The organism is Peribacillus sp. Bi96 (assembly GCF_918698115.1).
Lineage (GTDB): Bacteria > Bacillota > Bacilli > Bacillales > DSM-1321 > Peribacillus.
Genome location: NZ_CAKKLV010000005.1, coordinates 172,446 through 190,382, shown reverse-complemented (window position 1 = coordinate 190,382; position 17,937 = coordinate 172,446). Strand labels below are relative to the sequence as shown.

Sequence of the window (17,937 nt, the reverse complement as noted above, 5' to 3'; positions counted from 1 at the left end):
TGTAAGCGCTTTCTTGTATAATAGTCAGATAAAGAGAACGACGGAGAGAAGATCCAAGAGATTTTTAATGTAAGGGCGCCAATGTCAAAAGCTATAGGCATAAGAGGCAAAAGGTTTATGCATCAGGATGAAATGCTAAAAGGGGGAAAAGAAATGAAAAAGAATGGAGTGTCGTTAGCAGAATTTGTTCAGGAGGATCGATTCGAACTCAACTCCTACATTACTTCTTTATTTAACAAACTGAATGACTATGTTCCCAAAAGTCGTAAAGATAAAAAGTAATCAAAGAAAATAAAAGATGAATCAGGAAGAGCTGTATAACTTCCTGATTCATTTTTATTTTGTTTTGGCATTTTAGTTTTAATTCCGAGAGGGCCCTTATGAAAAACTTCAATTATTGACAATTGGAGCTGTCTCGATTGATAAGATGGCAATGCAGACAAAGTGGTGAAACAGGGAAGGGGTCATGGAGAGGAAGGATGGTGAAAAAAAGTGGTTATCGTCATTTCAATTATCGTGCCGCATAGAGAAGCGGAATCGTGGCGGTTCACATACAATAGCTTTACCTTCACTAAAATTCAGGCTCCCATTATGGGTGCCTCTTTTTGTTGATGAATTCATCTCGGAATAGGTTATGTAATTCCTAGTCTGTTGGTATAGTAAAATATCTTTTGTTTTTTAGAATGGAGACAGGAAGATCGTTTAGAAATTAAAGGGGCGTAGCTCTAAGAATAGCTGGAATACCAATGCCAAAGTCCATTAAGACAAGAAATATTAATATTCAAAAATATCGTTAACGATATCTTTAAAGTAGTGGTTAGTTCATATAGAACCAAGATTGGTTTATATGTTTATATCTTAGCTGGGATTTCGATTACACGAAGAGGTAATCACTTGTCGAAAAAACATTAATTGAATTTCTAGTCCATTTCCATACCCATCCATGTTTTAAAGTGCGAAGAAGATAGAATATTATAAAAAATCCGAAAAAAAGTGTTTACAAGGAAAAAAGCTTGAATGCATAAAAATTTTCGGCAAGATTGCCATGTTAGTAAATGAAGGCTTCCTTTTATGGGAGCCTTTTTGTATGTGAAAAATAATTAAAAAAACCTGATTTATTTTTGGCTACCGTTGTTTTAACAGGTAGGGAAGGGGCATCACTTACAATCATTCGTTTGAATTAATGTAAGCTTTAACATTAATAATATGGAAATGTGATATTTGTGAATCCCATTCAACTTGAATATGGATTTTTTTATCGATTGAAGTATTTTGACCGCGAGCATACATAGTTTTATAATCGCCCTTAGCTTGAATGGTAACTATTACTAAAAGCCAAGGTCCATGCATGGTTTCGAGGGGACCTCAAGCCGAATCTAAAAATATTTTTTGTATTTCTTTAATTTATAGATGACTGTTGGCTGACTGATTCCCAAATGATCTGCCATTTCGTATGTGGTTTTACATTGTTTCCATGCTTTTGCAATCAGTTGCATTTCAATTTTTTCCAGTGTCTGCTTTAAATCGAATTTCTCCTCACATTCCTGTTCGATTTCAAGGAAAGTGGAATCTTCAGGCTGTTCCATTTGCCCAGTGATGGATTGGGGAAGGTGATCAGGATATATATTGGTTTCTTCAATTGTGAGGATTAATCGTTCAATTAAGTTTTCTAATTCTCGAATATTTCCTGGCCAATTATAATGAGTCAATACTTCATAAGTCGTTGGATGGAATTTTTTAAATTTCCGGTATTTATCATTGATCTTCTGTAAGTAATGCTGTATTAAGAGAGGTATATCTTCTTTACGTTCATGTAGAGCCGGAATTTGGATGGGAATCACATTCAATCGATAATATAAGTCTAGCCTAAACTTGCCTTCACTTACCATTTTCTTTAAATCTTGATTTGTTGCGGCAACCAGACGGAAATTAATATGGTTTTCTTTTTTTCCACCGATACGCTTTATCTTTTTTTCCTGCAATACATTCAGTAATTTGGCTTGCATGGCAAGTGGGAGTTCCCCGATTTCATCTAAGAAAAGAGTTCCGCTATCAGCCTGTTCAATCAGGCCCTGCCGTCCTTGTTTGTTTGCCCCTGTAAATGAACCAGGTTCATAGCCGAATATTTCTGATTCGAACAAGCTATCAGGTATCGTGCTGCAATTCACTTCAATAAAAGGTTCTTTCTTTCGGTTGCTCTGATCATGAACGGCGCGAGCAAATGTACTTTTCCCTACACCAGATGGTCCTAATAAGAGAATCGTCGCATCGGTTTTTGCAACATTATGGATCGTTTTTAAGAGATGCTTTGTTTCATAACTTCTAGCATTCATGTCATGGTAATCCAATTCCTTTTCTCTTAAATCCTCGACTTCCGTTTGATAGCCCTTTACCTTTCGTTGTAATTGCGCAAATTGATCTTGCAATTGCAGGATCTCGGTTTGATCCTGACCATAGCTGATTACCCTAACGAGAATGCCTTCCTTATTAAAAATGGGATAGCCTGTCGACATGACAACATGACCCGTTTTTGTTTGTTGCATGATCCGCTGCGCTTTCTTTTCTTTTAAAACCAGTGCGTTAATGGAAGGAGTTAGAAGTCCTTCTTTTTCTAATTGATAGACGGATTTTCCGATGTAAGAGTCACTTTCCATACCATAAATCTCCCAAAGCTTTGGATTGGAATACAGAATGATTCCATCCTGATCGGTAATGAGGATGTTATTATTCGATGTTTCAATGATCTTATTTAATTCTTCCTCGAGCATTCCGTCGTACATGAATTCCACTCCTTTGGATATAGGGATATTGCTTAATTAAAATATAAATCAAAAAGTCGGAATAATCAAAAATTAAATCAAAAAATATGAAATTGATTAAGTTTTTAATCAAATGATGTAAAAGGATAACGACAATCCTCATTAATGGCAGGGAAATAGTTGGCGCGAATCTTGCTTAAGTAAAAGGTATGATTAAAAATTCCGAACGCTTATTCAAAGCTTTGGAATGAATAAAGAAAATTTAGGAGGATGTAACATGATGAAGTATCAACCGAAAGACTCATTCAAATCGCCCCGCTTTTGCGGAGTTCGTACGTTCATGCGGCTTCCATTTGTTGAACAGGTAGATGAACATATGGATTTTGTCATTACGGGTATTCCATTTGATTCCGGGCAATCATTTAGAACGGGTGCGAGATTCGGACCGGAAGCCATTCGCGATTTTTCCATCCTTTTACGCCCTTATAATCCAGAACAAGATATTAATATTTTTGATTATATATCAGGGATTGATTATGGGGATATTCCGATCATACCGGGCTATATTTCAGAAACGTATAAAAAGATCGAGGAAGAGCTTACTCCTGTCATTGAAAAAGGGATCATTCCCATTTCATTAGGAGGCGATCATTCTATCACTCTAGGGGAGCTGCGTGCAATCGCAAAAAAACATGGACCGGTTGCCCTGCTTCAATTCGATGCTCACTCAGATACGTGGGATAGTTATTTCGATCAAAAGTACAATCATGGAACCGTTTTTCGCCGCGCAATAGAAGAGGGTCTCATCGATGTATCGCGATCTCTCCAAATTGGTATGAGGGGCGGTCTGTACGGGCCGGAAGACCTTCAGGACGCTCGGGATTTAGGCTTGGGTGTTTATACGACGAACGATTATAAACGAATCGGTGTCGAAAAAATGCTAGAGGTCATTCACGAGCGAGTTGCGGACGGCCCTGTCTTTTTATCTTTTGATATTGATTTTTTAGATCCCGTTTATGCACCGGGAACGGGGACACCGGAAGTTTCAGGGGCCAGCATTGATGATGCTTTAAGCTTTGTAAGAGGATTGACGAATATAAATTTTGTCGGATTCGATCTTGTTGAGGTTTTACCTGCATACGATCATGGACAAATCACCGCTGCCGCCGCGGCTAATATTGTCTATGAATTCATTACACTAATCGCTCTCGCCAAAAAAGGAAAACTGGAGGGGAAACAGAAAGTGGAAGATTTGGAAATGCAGCTTAACAACTAGTTTTCATTCAAGTGGAAGGGGTTGGAGAAAAACCTCTTCCTTCCATCTTTTAACAAAAAAAGGGATATAAAATAAAACAACCTTAAAAGGAGATGTGTACATGCATATTTTGGATATATCGATCATGATTCTATACTTTTCTGTTTTAATCATAGTGGGAGTAATTGGATCTAGACGGGCAAAAACAGCAGATGATTTCATTGTAGCAGGGCGTAATCTCGGTCATTTTATGTATTTATCCTGTTTGGCTGCTGTGATATTAGGGGGCGCTTCTACACTTGGAACAGCAAAGTTAGGTTATCAGTTTGGGATATCCGGTATTTGGTTAGTAGTGATGATCGGACTCGGGATTATCGCAATCGGATTGTTTTTAACAAATAAGATCTTTGATTTAAAAGTACTGACGATCAGTGAAATGCTTGAGAAGCGTTACAATTCTCAAACGCGATTAATCAGTGCATTGGTCTCGGTTATCTATACATTCATGCTGACTGTAACGCAAGTGATTGGGATGGGGACGATATTACATGTTTTGGCTGGTTGGAATTTAACGGTTTCCATGATAGTCGGGGGTGGGATCGTTTTATTTTATACAATATTAGGAGGAATGTGGTCAGTCACCATGACCGATGTCGTGCAATTCGTCATCATGACGATCGGGATTTTCTTTATCATGCTTCCAATGAGCATCTCTAAAGCAGGAGGGTGGAGTTCAATTCAAGAAAATCTCCCAGCCTCACATTTTGAGTTAGGCAACATTGGCGGAGAGACAATTTTTCAATATTTTTTACTATTTACCTTAGGGGTAGTCGTAGGACAAGATATTTGGCAGCGACTTTTTACCGCACGAACCAAAGCGGTTTCTCGAGGAGGAACGGTTGGAGCTGGAATATATAGCGTTTTTTACGCGATTGCAATCAGTATCATTGGAATGTGTGCTTTCATTATCCTTCCTAATTTAGGCGATCCACAAACTGCATTTACTAGTATAGCGATGGAAACCCTGCCTGTAGGTCTACTGGGCATTGTCATTGCAAGTGTAGTCTCAGCCCTAATGTCCACTGCTTCAGGAACATTGCTCGCTTCATCCACTTTAGTTGTTAATGACATCATTAAAAAATATTTCGGTTCAGGGATGAGTGAACGTCAATTTTTAAGAACTTCTAGGATTACAACTTTAACGATTGGTGTATTGGCCATAATCGTTTCGATATGGATTCAAGATATTTTAGTTGCACTGGATGTGGCTTACGCAATCTTATCCGGAGCTGTGTTCTTTCCAATCATTCTTGGATTCTTTTGGAAGAGAGTTACGGCTACAGCCGCTTTCTACTCCATTCTGGCTAGCATGATCGCTATTATTGTGGGATTGGTCATTAATGGGCCTTCCTCCACTCAACCCATTCTATACGGACTCGCTACTAGTTTTGTCGTCATCACTACCCTTACTTTCCTAAGTCCCAATAATGAGGTAAAGCAAGAGGTAAAGGAGAAAACGGATATGGACACCTTGGCTAATTGATGGTTCACCTAAAAAAGCAGAAAAAGAATCGAGGAGGAAAGAAATATGACAAAGATAATTTCCCTGCAACCCGCGACATTCGATACAATGGAAGAAGAGCGTAATCACAGGAAAGAACGGTTGGCAGCTTCCTTCCGTCTTTTTTCAAAGTTTGGTTTCGATGAAGGGATAGCTGGCCATATTACGGTCCGCGATCCTAAATATACAGACCATTTCTGGGTCAATCCGTTTGGGATGCATTTTAGTCAAATTTCGGTTTCCGATCTTATATTGGTTAATCATAAAGGTGATATTGTAGAGGGGGAACATTCGGTGAATGGTGCTGCCTTTGCCATTCATTCGGAAATCCATAAAGCACGACCGGATGCCATTGCAGCGGCACATGCACATTCGGTATATGGAAAGACATGGTCTTCTTTAGGGAGACTGCTAGATCCGATTACGCAAGATGCCTGCCAATTCTATAAAGACCATGCATTGTTCGATGATTTTACTGGTGTGGTTTATGCATCTGAAGAAGGGAAACGCATCGCTAGGGCTTTAGGTCAACACAAAGCAGTCATCCTCCGCAACCATGGTCTGCTTACGGTGGGCCAATCTGTAGATTCAGCTGCTTGGTGGTTCATAACGATGGAACGTTCATGTCAAGCGCAGATTATGGCCGAATCTGTCGGTAAGCCTATTTTTATAGAGGAGGAGTATGCAAAATTAACAGCAGAACAAACGGGCACGGAATATGAAGGCTGGCTGAGTTTTCAACCACTTTGGGATAGAATTAGAAAAGAGCAACCAGATTTCTTGAATTGATCATAAAGCACAGCATGGCATTTCGACTTGACATCTCATTAATTAAAGAAAAAGGAATCGTAGGTTCTTGAGGAGGTATTATCATGTCAGAATCAAAGAAAGCAGCTCCTTCACTTTATATAAGGGTCGATATACCCGAGAAATACATCAATGAGTTGAAGGAGTTTTGTTCTGATGTCGTTGTCGAACCATGGGAATTCGGCGAACCTGAACCACAGCCAGCCGTAGATCTATCTAAGTTTGATGTTCTTTATACGATGGGACTTCATGATAACCTCAGCATTCTTAAAAAGGCTCCAAAGATTGAATGGGTCCATTCAGACAGTGCGGGAGTGGAGGCCATGCTTAATGAAGATATTCAAAACAGAGATGTCACCATCACCAATGTCAAGGGTTGCACATCTGTCCCGATTGCCGAGCATACAATTGCCATGCTATTTTCGTTAGCAAGAGGTATGCCGACAATGATCAGAAATCAAATGAATAAAAAATGGGTTGAAATTCCTGTGACAGACCTTGAGAATTCGACAGTGGGGATAATTGGGTATGGTGACATTGGCTTTGAGATAGCAAAGCGATGTAAAGCACTTGGAATGACCGTTATTGGCTGTCGCCGAAATCCCGCCAAGAGGAACGAAGGATATGAGCCTGCTGATTTGATAATGGGTATGGATCAAGTGGATGAGGTCCTTTCACGGTCCGATTTTGTCGTCTTGGCTCTCCCGTTTACGAAAGAGACATCATATTTTTTAAATGAAGAACGATTAAATAGAATGAAAAAAGGCAGTTATTTAATTAATGTCGGCCGTGGCAATACGATTGTGGACGAAGATTTAATTGAATCATTGAGCAACGGGCACATAGCAGGGGCCGCGCTCGATGTGTTCGAAGTAGAACCATTACCTGAAGATCATCCTTTCTGGCAGCTGGAAAATGTCATCGTTTCCCCACATAATGCCTACAACTCTGCCAAACACCTAGATCGTGTGATGCAATTATTCTTGAAAAATTTAAAGCTTTTTTCTGAGGGTAAACCATTAATGAATGTTGTTGAAAAAAAACTTGGTTATTAACAGCAATGGGATATGTTAAAAAGAAAGATTCAACTGAATGGGGAATTTCGATTTTCCAAGAATATGATGAGTACGAGGGCAGACTCTAATTGGGTTTGCTTTTTTTATGGTTTAAATGCCACTGCATCATGTTTTTCTTGTATAGGACAATCTCTGATCAGGAAAAGCTGAATGTAAGGAGGCGATGTATGAATGGGTACTTTCGAAGTTATTTCCCTGATGCTAAGCTTTGGCATGTTTGTAATTGCTATTCTTGATTTTAAAAATCAAGACAAGAATCCTTGAAGATAACGAAATATGATTATGAAAAGTTTGATTAATGGAGCGTTTTTAAAAAGAAGGTAATGAATTCTGATTTCCAATTTGCAGAGAACACCAGTTATGAGGTGTTCTTTTTGTTGTATAAGTATTTAAGCCAGCCAACTTTGACAAAACAATGAAATGCCAGTATAGTACTAATAGACCAGTTGGTATAATGATGAGGAGTGATCAAGCTATGGCCGATAAAAGAAACTCTAAAGACATTCTTATTGAAGTTGCTTCCCGACTTTTTCGAATACGTGGATATTATGGGGTAGGGCTTAAGGACATTATTGAAGAAAGTGGCATTCCAAAAGGTTCGCTGTATCATTATTTTCCGAAAGGCAAAGAAGAATTGGCGATTGAAGCGATCAATCATACTAAAGAATTCGTCATTAATGAAATTAAACGGGGATTTGATGAGATCGATGACCCTATTAAAGCCATTCAGGCTCATATTTTTCAATTATCCGAGGTCTTTGGTGAAAGTGAAAATCTATTAGGACTGCCGATCGGTACGATAGCGGCTGAAACATATACGACAAGTGAGCCGATAAGAACGGCCTGTCAAGAAGCGATAGAAGAATGGCAATCCATTTATGTGAAAAAATTGCTTGAGGCGAAATATAGTGAGAAACGGTCAAAGGAATTGAGTATTGTAATAAATGCTTTAATTGAAGGGGGCATCCTGTTATCTTTAACGGCGAAAAATGGGGAACCTCTCCAAGCCATTGCGGAACAAATACCTTTATTGTTGATAAATAAATAAGTCATACGGAAACATTATTATAAGCTTTGGTCGATACGGTTAATTGGAGGAATTATTTTATGTCTACAAATGCAACACAGCAACAAAGCCCAGTCATAAGAACGACCCCTATATTAATTTCATTTTTAATTGCGGGGTTCATTGGGTTATTCAGTGAGACGGCCTTAAATATGGCGCTAGGGGACTTAATACAGGAATTCACTATCAGCCCATCCACTGTACAATGGCTGACAACAGGTTATTTATTAACCTTGGGGATACTGGTTCCCGTTTCCGGGCTCTTGATCCAGTGGTTCAATACTCGTCAATTATTCATTGCCTCAATGGTGTTCTCGATCTTCGGTACACTCCTTGCAGCCATAGCACCTGGGTTCGGACTCTTGATGCTGGCTCGCGTCATCCAGGCAGTCGGAACGGGTCTTTTACTGCCGCTTATGTTCAATACCATTTTGGTTATTTTCCCGATCCATAAAAGGGGAGCGACGATGGGATTGATGGGACTTGTAATCATGTTTGCACCTGCCATCGGACCGACAGTTTCAGGTCTGATCATCGAAAATCTGAAGTGGAATTACATCTTCTGGGTGACTTTACCGTTCTTTGTGATCGCATTATTATTTGGTCTCAAGTATATGCAAAACGTTTCTACGATCACCAAACCAAAAATCGATGTACCATCCATCATTTTATCGACAATCGGGTTTGGGGGAATCGTTTATGGCTTTAGTATTGTAGGAGAATCAGGATGGAGGAATGCCATTGTTTTATCCTCTATCATTGTTGGCCTTATCGCGTTATTCCTGTTTGCAGTAAGACAATTCAATATGGAGAGACCGATGATTGACTTGCGCGTTTTTAAATATCCCATGTTCACGTTAGGGTTAATTACCGTTTTCATTACCTTCATGATCATCATGTCTTCCATGATTCTCTTACCGTTATACCTGCAAACTGGGCTGGCATTAGCTGCATTTTCAGCTGGGCTTGTACTATTACCGGGAGGAGTGCTTAATGGTATCATGTCCCCGTTTACGGGACGCATTTTTGATAAGTTCGGACCAAGAGGATTAGTGATCCCGGGCTTCATTATCATGATTGTAATGTTATGGTCTTTGACGAACGTGACGACCGAGACTTCTATCATGATGGTAGTCGTCATGCATACTTTCCTTATGATTGGTGTTTCGATGGTCATGATGCCCGCACAGACAAACGGCTTGAATCAACTGCCGAAAAATCTTTATCCGGATGGAACGGCTCTTATGAATACATTGCAACAAGTGTCGGGAGCCATTGGTACGACGGTTGCGATTACCATCATGTCAACAACACAAAAAAATTATATGGCAAATGCGAAGGATCCGTTAGATCCATCCGTCATTAGCGGATCATTGACTGCAGGCGTTCAAGATGCCTTTATTTTCGGCCTACTCCTTGCAATCATAGGTTTGATCGCGTCGTTCTTTATCAGAACAGCACGAGATTAATAGGAACATATATATAGAAAAGATAAGTCCAGCAGGGAAAAGGTTTTCCCTGTCTGGCTTTTTTTGTGTAGAATTATCTCGTTGAAGGCCGGAATAGATGGGTTGCAGGCCGAATTAGATGGCAGTCCGCCAACAAATTGGAATTTTGAATAGTTTTGTTGGTCTTTTTTACCATTTTTACGAAATGACGTAATTACAAGAGTGAATTATTTGTAAATTAACCCTTTATCGGATAGTCTTACAAAATGATAGTTACCAAAAGTTAGTTTGTTCTCAAAAAAAACAAAGTTTAACAGGAGGAATTTTAATGAAGCAAATTAAAACTAAAATTTTTGAACCTGTAACAGTTGGTGCATGGAATTTAAAAACGAGAACAGCGATGGCTCCTATGACACGGGCGTTTGCTGATAAAGAAACTGGTGTTGTGAATGACCTGACCGTAGAATATTACCGTAAACGGGCAAAGGATGGAATCGGACTTATCATTACAGAAGGTGTTGTGATTTCTCCAAGAGCAAAGGGGAATCCAGGAGTTCCGGGGATTCACACTCAAGAGCAAATCAACGGGTGGAAAAAAGTAACGGAAGCTGTTCACGCTGAAGGCGGAACGATCATTGCACAAATCTGGCATGTCGGCCGTGCAAGCCACAACGAACTTGCAGGAGGACTTCCACCGCAGGCTCCGTCTCCTATCGCTGCTGAAGGAAAGGTTTCACGATTCGGGAAACCCTTTGATATTCCTGAAGAAATGACTGAAGCGGAGATTGCAGAAGTAGTGAGCCAATACAAACAAGCTGCACAAAATGCAATGAATGCCGGCTTTGACGGTGTGGAAATTCATGGTGCACATGGCTACTTAATAGATCAGTTTAATTCTGACACTTCCAATAAAAGGACGGATCGGTACGGCGGTGATTTAAAACAGCGTCTGACATTTATGAAGGAAGTGTTAAAAGCGGTCATCGACGCGGTTGGAGCGGACCGTACCCTTATTCGTTTCTCGGCTTTGAAGATTGACCAGCCAGCTTACATGTGGGATGACCCTGAAGCAGCGATCGAAACATTTATTGAGGCTTTCCATGAAGCAGGAGTCAAAATGATTCACCCTTCCACGATGGAATTTACCAAGCCGATTGCCAAAGGATTGACCATGCATGAATTGGTACGCAGTCATTGGGATGGAGTTATAGTTGGTGTAGGTGGGCTTGATGTGAAAACAGCAGAAGCCGCACTCGAAAAAGGCATCATTGACGTTGCTGCAATTGGACGTCCGCTTATTGCCAATCCGGATTATCTGGCACGAATTAAGCAGGATGAAAAACTTGTTGAATATGATGCAAAGAAACATTTAGGGCAATTGATTTAAAAAGCAAATAAGACTATCGCTTGTTTCTGTAAGTATACCGTCTTGACCATCATTAACTGATGCGATTCTTCAATAAGAAGGATCGCCTTTTCCTTATGGAGCAATTGGGAAGAAAGGAAATATATTTTGCAAATCTACTAGAAAGAGAGGGGATACCAATGGAGCGTATTATGGTTATAGGAGTGTCCGCGGGTGTTGGAAAATCTACTTTTGCAAGAGGGCTTGGAGAATATTTAAATATCGAAGTACATCATTTGGATACATTCTACTGGAGACCTGGCTGGGTGGAAGCTCCTTTAAATGATTTCATTTCTGCTCAGAAGGAAGTATTGAGTCATAGCAAGTGGATAATAGAAGGAAATTATAGTGATTCTTTTGCTTTACGTTCGGAGCATGCCGATACGATCATTTATTTAGAACTACCTCTACATGTTTGTCTTTACCGTGTTGTAAAACGTCGATTGTCTTATATAGGTAAAACACGACCTGATATGTCTGTAGGCTGCAATGAAAAATTAGACTGGCAGTTTGTTAAATTTATAATGATCACCTATTTTCCTCGCAAGAAAAAAATGAAAAACATACTTGGAGAACTTCAAAGGACGAAGCCGGAAAAGCTAATAGTCATTTTAAAAAGTAAGCAGGAAATTGAAGGATATTTGCTAAATAGGAAGGATTAAGCCCTAAGGTTGTCTTGGGGCCATTTTCATTTCATCGTAACCACCGTTTTCTGACCCGGCTGCAACAGCCCTTTTTGTTTTTTTTGAAAGTCGCGATCATTTTGACTTCAGTTAGTGTCACATTCATAAATCTTATACATATTATGTAAGCTTGTACATACATATTTATTAAATAACTTTGGGACAGGAGGACACTGGTTAAAATATATTTGAATTTGGGTGATGGATAAAAATGTTTAAAACACGAAAGGTTAGATCCGATAAAAAATATACTATTAAACCAACGATTCCAGTAAAACTTAAAGAAACATTAATTAAAATATCATATATCACGACTACACCGGTTAAAGATGTTGGAGCGTTTATTTGTGAATCAGGTTTATATTCAAAACAAGTCATTGAAATGTTATCCGTACATTTCAGAAGAACGTATCAATTTAATAATACGGTGTATTTTGGAGAACTTGAAAGAAGGTCACTTCAAAGAGAAAAGTATAATGTACCAACGGATAGAGCTACAATTCGTTTCATCGAATCTACTAATGAACAAATTAATGCTTTGGCATACTCCTTAGATGTTACTCCATCTAAAGCAACCGCCCTGTTATTGGAAACAAGCATCAAGAATCCAATCATAATCAACGAGTGTTTTAACTATTATTTACAGAAAAAGATAGATCCATCAAGAATTATAGAGTTAAAGAAACTTATAAAGTTTATCAATGATAATAATCCTTATGAGGAAGAAATTTCTTGGTCCGAGATATTATCCACTGAAGTACAACAACGATGATGTTGTTTGAAAAAATAAATAGGTGAAATCAAGTATAAGAATTTAATAGAGTGGATAGACTAATAAAAAAGGAGTGGGATATTATGGAAACTAAAACTAAAGAAGAAACGAAAGAAATGTGGAGCGAAATTAATCAATGCATAACGCGATTAATTGATGAAAAACATGACTTGTCCTTTCAGAAGAAAAGCAATGATAATTATATCAATCTATATATTCAAACAGCCGTATTACACACCTTATTTGGACTCTCGGATGAACTTAGGAGAATTGAAAGGAAATATACTGACTTGTGATGTTAACTAGAAAGGTCTCGTGATTGTGAAACAGTAACCCCCCTAGGTTAAATGTCTGACAGACAGTCACCTAAGGGCTAGGAGCAGGAGTATACCTGACTCTATGTCCAGTATACTCTTATCACTTCCAAGTGGAGTAAATGCAAAAACTTTCATGCGTGCATAGAACATAGCACACCTGTTTTTCCAAACAATGGCTTTTTAAAGAAACAAAATCATATGCTCTTCATCATAATAGGTATGATCTATCTTCAATGCTCTTTTCTCTTTTCCAAAAACCTCAAAACCCAAATCAGAATAGAGTTTTTTTGCTGCCTCATTAGTTGTCACGACAGATAAATAGATCTGCTCGATTCCTTCCGTATTTTTGGCCTTCTTAATGACTTCTGCCATCAAGCGCATTCCAATTCCATTACCACGTTTTTCAGGAGAAACGTACACGGCAAAGATAGTGGCTTTATGCTTTAGTTTAAGCTTATTTTCTTTAACTAAAGTAACTACACCGATAAGTTTTTCGTTTTCAAATGCACCTAAAGTAAAAGACTCGTCCGATTGAAACCTGCTCTTATATGTTTCTAAAGGATTTTTCTTTTCCTCCTCAAAGCTTGAACCGAATGACTCAGGATTGTTTTGTAAAGCTTCTAATCTTAATTTTCGGTAATTTTCAGCATCCAGTGGATTCAAGATTCTTATATTCATTATTTCCTCCTATTTAAATGAAAAGTAATTCGTTCTATTTTTTTATCTACCGAGGGAGACCAAAAGGAAAATCATAGACAGTTTTCGGTATCATTTTAAAGGATTCAATAAATCCTGTTAATCTTCCTTCACAAAAAAATTACGTCTTTGAAGAGAGGGAATGCTGAGACGTTGTATTAAATTGAAAAGAAGCTCTTAGTGCTTTGCTGGTACTATAAAAAAATAAGAACAGATCCTCAGATGGATTTGTTCTTATTTTGGTTGGCTATTCGGTTATCCTAATCCTTTTTTTGAATGAAAAAAATGGCACATAATAGGTAATAATAAGTTTGGGATTTTCAGTAAGAGGATACATACAGAGTGTTAATGGAAGCATTAGGAAATCTTAATCTTTGACCGATGAACTTCATCAGTGATACGCTTACTTTTCGATATTACATATTCAAAATCAAGGAGGAATGAAGGATGACACAATCCAAACAACAAAAAATCACCTTGGCAAACCGTCCAAAAGGTATGCCTTCGAAAGAGGATTTTAACTTTGTGGAGAGTGAAGTTCCCACACCAAAAGATAATGAGATTTTAGTACGGACGCTATATTTATCTGTCGATCCATACATGCGTGGAAGAATGCAAAATACTAAATCATATATTGCTCCATTTGAATTGAATAAGGTCATCACAGGCGGCGTTGTTGCTGAAGTGGTAGACTCCAAATCGAATTCCTTTAAACAAGGGGATGTCGTGGTTGGGAATATAGACTGGGCAGAATATACAGTGGTCACTGAAAAAGAAATTCGAGTAATTGATCCTAAGGTGGCTCCGGTCACAACTCATTTAGGGGTTCTTGGAATGACCGGTTTAACAGCTTATTTTGGTTTGCTTGATATTGGCAAGCCTCAAGAGGGTGAAACGGTCGTAGTATCCGGAGCAGCTGGGGCTGTTGGTTCAGTTGTTGGACAAATAGCTAAGATTAAAGGTGCTAGGGTTGTCGGTATCGCTGGTTCAGATGAAAAACTTGAGTACTTAACGAAAGAACTTGGCTTTGATGGTGCCGTAAATTATAAAAAAGATAGTTTTGCGACAGATTTAAAAAATGCCGTTCCTGATGGTGTCGATGTTTATTTCGATAATGTGGGTGGCGAGGTGACTGATGCTGTTTTCACACTTTTGAATACAAATGCCCGAATTCCATTATGCGGGGCGATTTCATCATATAATGCAGAAGGAAAAGATTTAGGACCGCGTTTGCAATCAGCCATGATCAAAACGAGTGCACTAATGAAAGGTTTCACAGTTGGAAATTATGCCGCTCGTTTCCAAGAAGGCGCAACGGATTTAGGGAAATGGCTCCAAGAAGGAAGACTGAAGTATGAGGAAACCATAATTGAAGGGTTTGAAAACACACCTGATGCCTTTCTAGGCTTGTTTAAAGGAACGAACCTCGGTAAACAACTTGTAAAAGTTGCGGAACCCGAATTCGCTCAACTATAAGTTTATGGGAACATAGTGGAGGCGAGATCTTGTTTGATCTTAGAAAATGAGGGTGTATTAAAAGAGCGTCATTTCAAAAAAATCTCGTCAAACCAATAATAATAGAGGTCGAAGCACATCTTCCAGCTAAATCGATGTGCTTCGACCTTTTTTTTGATTGGATATAGGGTTGTCCATTCAGGAACAATTACAAAGCATGTCCTTCATGAGAGATAATCAACCATAGGAATAAAATATGCAGTGGAATTCTCTGGATTTTCATATGTTGGGATCAATGTCGTTTTGGGAGTTTTTGTCGCTTGAATAACAAACGAGATAAGATAGTTATATAGATCATCAATAATTTCGATGCAAGTCACTGACACAAGAATCGATGTGCAGATATGGGCCATGTTTGTCTACATATTTGTTGAAGTCATGACAGTGATGTTCCTTCGTGAAAGTCATACGAAAAGTAGGTGAAAAACAAAGGCATTCAAGAATTACTTACCCTTTACGGTATCTTTTGTTCCATATGAAGGATATTAAAAAAGGGTCTCCTTAAACATAGAACTCAGCATAATGTTATGATAAAGTAAATATAATAGTTACCTAGGTAATCATTTAATGAAAGGATAAATCTGAAATGAATGAAAAGCAAAGGACATCTTCAAAATCTCTGAAGTTGGATGTAATACATACGACATTTAAACAGGCTTTTGAATTAAAAAAGAATCCATTTCCATGGATAAAAGCATTAAGTGCAGGGATAGCGGCTGCCTTACCCGTTTTCATTGGCTTATTATTCGGCAATTTAGCGTACGGTTTATTGGCAGGAATAGGCGGTTTCACTTATTTATACGTATTTAACCAACCGTATCACCAAAGAGCTAAAAAGATTTTCTGTGTGATGGTGGGTCTTGCATTATCTGTTGTATTAGGGACGCTTTTGGCTCCATACCAATTGGGAACAGCCATAATGATGGGGATCATCGGGGCAAGTGTTTTTTTTATTTTTGGTGCATTAAAGATTCCCGGTCCTTCGGCGGTTTTCTTCGTCTTGAGTTTTGCGCTAGCGACAGGTATGCCCATTGATCAGACTCTTGCGCCGTTGCGTGGAGGCCTAGTTTTATTGGGTGGGGCACTGTCTTGGATAATCTGTATGTTAGGTTGGTTCTTCAATCCTCATGGACCAGAAAAGCTTGCGGTGGAAAAGGTATACAGAGAATTGGGGGCTTTCTTTGATTCACTAGGCACCGGGAGATTCAATGCAGCAAGACAAAGAACGGTATTGGCGATGAAACAGGCGGAAGATACATTGTTAGCAGGATTTTCAAACAGGCGAAGTCCAGACATGTTAAAGCGGTTGTTTCTATTGAACGACCATGCGAATGTCATTTTCTTGGAAGCATTGGAAATATCCTTGCGTAAAAAGGTTGTACTAACGCCAGAATTAGGACAATCGGTACGTGCCTTGGCTGACTCCATTGCATCTAAAACTAAAAATGAATCAAAGATTCTCCAGCCGGACCAAATGGAACTAGAGGTGGAAAAGCTATTCGTTGAAATTTACAATGCAGATGCCATCATGAATGAACCGGTTAGTAAAATCCACCAAGAAGCATCAATCTCAAAGCCTTCTTTAAAAACGATTTTTCTTGGGGCGTTCGATAAGAACTCAATTGTCTTTCTCTCTTCCATTCGATATGGAACAATCCTTACCATTGCAGCAATCATAGCCTATTCCGCTGATTTTAACCGTTCGTACTGGATTCCCTTATCCTGTGCAGCCGTTATGTCTGGTGCGTCCATCGTTGCCACATTTCATCGGGCGGTCCAAAGGACTTTCGGGACAATCATGGGACTCCTAATAGCAAGCTTAATTCTTGCATCCGTTCATAACGAGTTCATTATCGTTCTGATCATTTTGTGTTTGACAATCATTACTGAGCTTTTCATCGTACGGAATTATGGATTGGCGGCGATGTTTTTTACCCCTTCAGCTTTAATCATGGCGGAATATTCAACTCAAAGCTATGATTTTAGTTTTTTTGCGACCGTAAGAATAACCGATATCGTCGTTGGGAGCATGATAGGTCTTCTTGGATCGCTGTTAATCGGCAGTCGATCGGCATCAAGTCTTCTCAATCATTTGATGGCCAAAACGATTCGAAGCCAGGGTCAATTTCTATTGGTGGCGTTCTCAGAACATGATAATGAACTTGCAATCGATGAAAGCAGTGAAAGGAACAAAATGCAAACCAATATGGTAAATCTATTAACGGTCTACAATACGGCTCTTGGTGAGATATTCAAAAACAAGGACAGGCTGGAATCACTGTGGCCCGTCATATTTTCGATAGAACAGTTGGGATATTTATTAAATGCAAGCTTGAAATTCTCTGATAGGTCGGTACTTTCAGAGCGTGAACTTGCTCAATTACTGTATGTTTTTGAAACGATGGCAATCGCTGCAGATAAGGGGCGGTCACTTACTAACAAAGAGGTTCCGGAAATTGAAGGGTACTCAAAAATCCGCCATGAAATTTTGGATCTTCAAAAAGCACTTCGGTTTAGCGGTGAAGCAACGAGCTAATCAATCTCCTCAGGGAGTTTTTATTATGGGCTTCCATTCAT

The 17,937-nt window shown here is 39.0% G+C and carries 17 protein-coding genes; 15 read left to right on the top strand and 2 right to left on the bottom strand.

Features of this window, described 5'->3' with window-relative positions; all coding sequences use genetic code 11:
- The first annotated feature begins 153 nt into the window (after positions 1-153).
- Entirely contained in the window at positions 154-282 is a 129-nt protein-coding gene (locus tag LQ203_RS27490; RefSeq protein WP_290370553.1) for a hypothetical protein, read from the top strand.
- Positions 283-466: 184 nt separating this feature from the next.
- A complete protein-coding gene (locus LQ203_RS09030; protein WP_230157330.1) occupies positions 467-631 on the top strand; it encodes a hypothetical protein in 165 nt (54 codons plus the stop codon).
- A 745-nt stretch (positions 632-1,376) separates the two neighbouring features.
- Here LQ203_RS09030 and LQ203_RS09025 read toward each other — a convergent pair.
- Complete coding sequence (locus LQ203_RS09025) at positions 1,377-2,789, bottom strand: sigma 54-interacting transcriptional regulator (protein WP_230157329.1); 1,413 nt, start codon at positions 2,787-2,789, stop codon at positions 1,377-1,379.
- Positions 2,790-3,036: 247 nt separating this feature from the next.
- On the opposite strand from LQ203_RS09025, the gene speB reads away from it, so the two are divergent.
- From speB to LQ203_RS08970, 11 genes are all read left to right on the top strand, one after another.
- A complete protein-coding gene (gene speB, locus LQ203_RS09020) occupies positions 3,037-4,035 on the top strand; it encodes an agmatinase (protein ID WP_230157328.1) in 999 nt (332 codons plus the stop codon).
- 100 nt (positions 4,036-4,135) lie between these two features.
- The gene (locus LQ203_RS09015; protein ID WP_230157327.1) at positions 4,136-5,557 is read left to right on the top strand and encodes a sodium:solute symporter; all 1,422 of its coding nucleotides are present in this window, start codon (positions 4,136-4,138) and stop codon (positions 5,555-5,557) included.
- Positions 5,558-5,602: 45 nt separating this feature from the next.
- Positions 5,603-6,364 carry a class II aldolase/adducin family protein gene (locus LQ203_RS09010; protein ID WP_230157326.1) on the top strand — a complete coding sequence of 254 codons (762 nt, stop codon included), beginning with the start codon at positions 5,603-5,605 and terminating at the stop codon, positions 6,362-6,364.
- Positions 6,365-6,447: 83 nt separating this feature from the next.
- Positions 6,448-7,437, top strand: a complete 990-nt coding sequence (locus LQ203_RS09005; RefSeq protein ID WP_230157325.1) for a D-2-hydroxyacid dehydrogenase — start codon at positions 6,448-6,450, stop codon at positions 7,435-7,437.
- Between the two features lie 192 nt (positions 7,438-7,629).
- A complete protein-coding gene (locus LQ203_RS09000; protein ID WP_230157323.1) occupies positions 7,630-7,722 on the top strand; it encodes a putative holin-like toxin in 93 nt (30 codons plus the stop codon).
- A 211-nt stretch (positions 7,723-7,933) separates the two neighbouring features.
- Positions 7,934-8,506, top strand: a complete 573-nt coding sequence (locus LQ203_RS08995) for a TetR/AcrR family transcriptional regulator (RefSeq protein WP_230157321.1) — start codon at positions 7,934-7,936, stop codon at positions 8,504-8,506.
- Between the two features lie 59 nt (positions 8,507-8,565).
- Positions 8,566-9,993 carry an MDR family MFS transporter gene (locus LQ203_RS08990; RefSeq protein WP_230157319.1) on the top strand — a complete coding sequence of 476 codons (1,428 nt, stop codon included), beginning with the start codon at positions 8,566-8,568 and terminating at the stop codon, positions 9,991-9,993.
- Between the two features lie 307 nt (positions 9,994-10,300).
- Positions 10,301-11,359, top strand: coding sequence for an alkene reductase (locus LQ203_RS08985; protein ID WP_230157317.1), 1,059 nt, complete (start codon positions 10,301-10,303; stop codon positions 11,357-11,359).
- A 95-nt stretch (positions 11,360-11,454) separates the two neighbouring features.
- Entirely contained in the window at positions 11,455-12,039 is a 585-nt protein-coding gene (locus LQ203_RS08980) for a topology modulation protein (RefSeq protein ID WP_356714163.1), read from the top strand.
- Between the two features lie 232 nt (positions 12,040-12,271).
- Entirely contained in the window at positions 12,272-12,832 is a 561-nt protein-coding gene (locus LQ203_RS08975; protein WP_230157315.1) for a hypothetical protein, read from the top strand.
- An 83-nt stretch (positions 12,833-12,915) separates the two neighbouring features.
- Positions 12,916-13,128, top strand: coding sequence for a hypothetical protein (locus tag LQ203_RS08970; RefSeq protein WP_230157314.1), 213 nt, complete (start codon positions 12,916-12,918; stop codon positions 13,126-13,128).
- Positions 13,129-13,329: 201 nt separating this feature from the next.
- Here the strand turns inward: LQ203_RS08970 and LQ203_RS08965 are convergent, their stop codons facing one another.
- Entirely contained in the window at positions 13,330-13,827 is a 498-nt protein-coding gene (locus LQ203_RS08965; protein WP_230157313.1) for a GNAT family N-acetyltransferase, read from the bottom strand.
- Between the two features lie 465 nt (positions 13,828-14,292).
- Here LQ203_RS08965 and LQ203_RS08960 point away from each other — a divergent pair, with 465 nt between their 5' ends.
- Both LQ203_RS08960 and LQ203_RS08955 read left to right on the top strand, forming a co-directional pair.
- The gene (locus LQ203_RS08960; RefSeq protein ID WP_230157312.1) at positions 14,293-15,321 is read left to right on the top strand and encodes an NADP-dependent oxidoreductase; all 1,029 of its coding nucleotides are present in this window, start codon (positions 14,293-14,295) and stop codon (positions 15,319-15,321) included.
- A gap of 625 nt (positions 15,322-15,946) precedes the next feature.
- Positions 15,947-17,896 (top strand): FUSC family protein, encoded by a 1,950-nt coding sequence (locus LQ203_RS08955; protein ID WP_230157311.1) that lies wholly within the window; start codon positions 15,947-15,949, stop codon positions 17,894-17,896.
- Positions 17,897-17,937: the final 41 nt, after the last annotated feature.

Excerpts from the sequence above, each read along its gene's own strand:
- LQ203_RS27490 (WP_290370553.1), top strand. The coding sequence starts at position 154 with ATGAAAAAGAATGGAGTGTCGTTAGCAGAATTTGTTCAGGAGGATCGA.
- LQ203_RS09030 (WP_230157330.1), top strand. The coding sequence starts at position 467 with ATGGAGAGGAAGGATGGTGAAAAAAAGTGGTTATCGTCATTTCAATTA.
- speB (WP_230157328.1), top strand. The coding sequence starts at position 3,037 with ATGATGAAGTATCAACCGAAAGACTCATTCAAATCGCCCCGCTTTTGC.
- LQ203_RS09015 (WP_230157327.1), top strand. The coding sequence starts at position 4,136 with ATGCATATTTTGGATATATCGATCATGATTCTATACTTTTCTGTTTTA.
- LQ203_RS09010 (WP_230157326.1), top strand. The coding sequence starts at position 5,603 with ATGACAAAGATAATTTCCCTGCAACCCGCGACATTCGATACAATGGAA.
- LQ203_RS09005 (WP_230157325.1), top strand. The coding sequence starts at position 6,448 with ATGTCAGAATCAAAGAAAGCAGCTCCTTCACTTTATATAAGGGTCGAT.
- LQ203_RS09000 (WP_230157323.1), top strand. The coding sequence starts at position 7,630 with ATGGGTACTTTCGAAGTTATTTCCCTGATGCTAAGCTTTGGCATGTTT.
- LQ203_RS08995 (WP_230157321.1), top strand. The coding sequence starts at position 7,934 with ATGGCCGATAAAAGAAACTCTAAAGACATTCTTATTGAAGTTGCTTCC.
- LQ203_RS08990 (WP_230157319.1), top strand. The coding sequence starts at position 8,566 with ATGTCTACAAATGCAACACAGCAACAAAGCCCAGTCATAAGAACGACC.
- LQ203_RS08985 (WP_230157317.1), top strand. The coding sequence starts at position 10,301 with ATGAAGCAAATTAAAACTAAAATTTTTGAACCTGTAACAGTTGGTGCA.
- LQ203_RS08980 (WP_356714163.1), top strand. The coding sequence starts at position 11,455 with ATGGAGCAATTGGGAAGAAAGGAAATATATTTTGCAAATCTACTAGAA.
- LQ203_RS08975 (WP_230157315.1), top strand. The coding sequence starts at position 12,272 with ATGTTTAAAACACGAAAGGTTAGATCCGATAAAAAATATACTATTAAA.
- LQ203_RS08970 (WP_230157314.1), top strand. The coding sequence starts at position 12,916 with ATGGAAACTAAAACTAAAGAAGAAACGAAAGAAATGTGGAGCGAAATT.
- LQ203_RS08965 (WP_230157313.1), bottom strand. The coding sequence starts at position 13,827 with ATGAATATAAGAATCTTGAATCCACTGGATGCTGAAAATTACCGAAAA.
- LQ203_RS08960 (WP_230157312.1), top strand. The coding sequence starts at position 14,293 with ATGACACAATCCAAACAACAAAAAATCACCTTGGCAAACCGTCCAAAA.
- LQ203_RS08955 (WP_230157311.1), top strand. The coding sequence starts at position 15,947 with ATGAATGAAAAGCAAAGGACATCTTCAAAATCTCTGAAGTTGGATGTA.